Consider the following 2,706-nt stretch of genomic DNA (forward strand, 5'->3'; position numbering starts at 1 on the left):
GATCATCACCATGACGTTTCTCGGTGGCGCCTACCTCACCGAAGTGCTGCGTGCCGGCGTCGATGCCGTACCGCAGGCGCAGCTGGAATCGGGGCGCTCCATCGGCCTGTCCCACGGCCAGTTGCTGCGCTACGTGATCCTGCCGCAAGCGGGGATCCTCAGCCTGCCGTCGCTGTTCGCCAATTTCATTTTCCTGCTCAAGGAAACCACCGTGGTCTCGGCGGTGGCCGTGCCGGAAATCCTCTACACCACCAAGAGCTACATCGCGCTCTACTACAAAACCTACGAAATGCTCGCCGTGTTGACGCTGATTTGCGTGCTGCTGTTCTTGCCGCTGTCGCTGCTGCTCAGCCGTCTGGAAAGGAGGCTCCAGCATGGCCAGTTCGGGTCTTGAACTGCTCTGGGTGTCGTTGCCACAACTGGCAAAAGGCGCCGGGCAAACCTTGTCGATCTCGTTCCTGAGCATTGCCATCAGCACCGTCGGCGGTGTGCTCTACGGCGTGTTGCGCACGCTCAACGTGACGTGGCTGAACGCGATCCTGCGAGTGTATCTGGAGCTGTTCCGGGCGATCCCGGTGCTGGTCTGGTTGTATCTGCTGTTTTTCGGTCTGCCGATTTTCTTCGGCCTGAGCCTGCCCAGTTTCTGGTGTGCGGTGCTGGTGCTGTCGCTGTGGGGCGCCAGCGAGGTCGGCGAGGTGGCGCGTGGGGCGTTGCATTCGTTACCGCGCGGGCAGCGTGAAGCAGGGCTGTCGATCGGCCTGAACGCTGCGCAGCTCTACGGCTACGTGCTGTTGCCGCAAGCGCTGAAACGCATGACGCCGCCGACCATCAACGTCTACACGCGGATCATCAAGACCAGTTCGCTGGCGGTGCTGATCGGCGTGGTCGACGTCATCAAGGTCGGCCAGCAGATCATCGAGCGCACCTACGAATCGGTGTTGATCTACGGTGCGCTGTTCCTGTTTTTCTTTTTCATCTGCTACCCGCTGTCGGCCGCCTCGCGCGTGCTGGAGCGGCGCTGGACGCAAGCATGAGCGCATTGATCGAGTTTCACGGCTTCAACAAATTCTACGGCGAGCAGCAGGTGCTCAACGGCATCGACCTGCAAGTTCGCAGCGGCGAAGTGATCGTCATCCTCGGCCCCAGCGGCTGCGGCAAAAGCACCTTGCTGCGTTGCCTAAATGGTCTGGAACAGGCCCACAGCGGCAGCCTGAAATTTGTCGGCCGCGAGCTGCTGGACAAGGCCACTGACTGGCGTGAAATCCGTCAGCAGATCGGCATGGTGTTCCAGAGTTATCACCTGTTCCCGCACATGAGCGTGCTCGACAATTTGCTGCTCGGCCCGCTCAAGGTGCAGAAACGTCAGCGCCGCGAAGCGCAGCAGCAGGCCGAAGCCCTGCTCGAACGGGTGGGCCTGGCGGACAAGCGCGATGCGTTTCCACGCCAGCTCTCCGGCGGCCAGCAGCAACGCATCGCCATCGTCCGTTCGTTGTGCATGAACCCGCGGGTCATGCTCTTCGATGAAGTCACCGCGGCCCTCGACCCGGAAATGGTCAAGGAAGTGCTGCAAGTGATTCAGGGCCTGGCCCGCGAGGGCATGACCCTGCTGATCGTCACCCACGAAATGGCCTTCGCCCGCGCGGTGGCCGACCGCATCGTGTTCATGGATGCCGGGCGCATCCTTGAACAGAACCCGCCCGAGATTTTCTTTACGAACCCGCAAACCGCACGCGCGCAGCAGTTTCTGGAGAAGTTCTCCTTCGTTGCAACACTGCCAAAAACGAATCCGACAAAGGAACTGGAACCGTTATGAAAACTGCCGCTTTTTTACTGCCCCTGCTGAGCCTCGCCTTACTTGCCGGTTGCAGCAAAACCGAAGAACCGCCGAAGCCGAAAGTCGCCAGCGAAAGCACCGCGCCGGCCGGTTATCTGGACAAGATCAAGGCCCGCGACAAACTGATCGTCGGCGTCTTCACCGACAAGCCACCGTTCGGTTTTGTCGATGAGGCCGGACGCTACGTCGGCTTCGACACCGACATCGGTCGGCGTTTCGCCAAGGATCTGCTCGGTGACGAGAACAAGGTCGAGTTCGTTGCCGTGGAGCCGGCGAGCCGCATTCCGTTCCTGCAAAGCGACAAGGTCGACCTGATCCTCGCCAACATGACCGTGACCCCGGAGCGCAAGGACGCGGTGGAATTCACTAACCCGAACCTCAAGGTCGCGGTGCAGGCGCTGGTGCCGCAAAGCAGTTCGGTGAAAAGCCTCGATGACCTGGCCACCCGCACCACCATCGTGACCACCGGCACCACGGCGGACATCTGGCTGACCAAAAATCATCCGGACTGGAAACTGCTCAAGTTCGAGAAAAACACCGAGTCGCTGCAAGCCCTGGCCAATGGCCGTGGCGATGCGTATGCGCAGGACAATCTGGTGCTGTTCAGCTGGGCCAAGCAGAACCCGGGCTACCGCGTGCTGGACGAAAAACTCGGAGCAGAAGCACCGATTGCGCCGGCGGTGAAGAAGGGCAATATCGAGCTGCGTGACTGGGTGAATAGCGAGCTGACCAAGCTGGGCGAGGAGAAGTATCTGCTCAAACTGTACGACCAATATGTGCGTAAGGAACTGAGCGATGACACCAAGCCTGAGAGCGTGATTGTCGAGGGTGGCAAGTGGCAGGGGTGATTGTCTGTTGAATCGGTGGTGAGG

General features: G+C 60.4%; 4 protein-coding genes. All 4 read left to right on the forward strand.

Annotation, left to right across the window (positions count from 1 at the left end; translation table 11 throughout):
- On the forward strand, nucleotides 1–394 hold a 394-nt coding region (locus DBR24_RS14170), incomplete at its 5' end, for an ABC transporter permease subunit (protein WP_128615073.1).
- On the forward strand, nucleotides 375–1,034 hold the full coding sequence (locus DBR24_RS14175) for an amino acid ABC transporter permease (protein WP_047290785.1): 660 nt from the start codon (nucleotides 375–377) through the stop codon (nucleotides 1,032–1,034). The genes DBR24_RS14170 and DBR24_RS14175, both read left to right, overlap by 20 nt.
- On the forward strand, nucleotides 1,031–1,813 hold the full coding sequence (locus tag DBR24_RS14180; protein ID WP_123470498.1) for an amino acid ABC transporter ATP-binding protein: 783 nt from the start codon (nucleotides 1,031–1,033) through the stop codon (nucleotides 1,811–1,813). The genes DBR24_RS14175 and DBR24_RS14180 overlap by 4 nt, the downstream gene beginning before the upstream one ends.
- Nucleotides 1,810–2,682: a transporter substrate-binding domain-containing protein gene (locus tag DBR24_RS14185; protein WP_123470500.1), complete on the forward strand. Its 873-nt coding sequence runs from the start codon at nucleotides 1,810–1,812 to the stop codon at nucleotides 2,680–2,682. Before DBR24_RS14180 ends, DBR24_RS14185 begins: the two co-directional genes overlap by 4 nt.
- Nucleotides 2,683–2,706: the final 24 nt, after the last annotated feature.

Origin of the sequence: Pseudomonas sp. HMWF006 (assembly GCF_003061205.1) — a bacterium.
Taxonomy (GTDB): domain Bacteria; phylum Pseudomonadota; class Gammaproteobacteria; order Pseudomonadales; family Pseudomonadaceae; genus Aquipseudomonas; species Aquipseudomonas monsensis.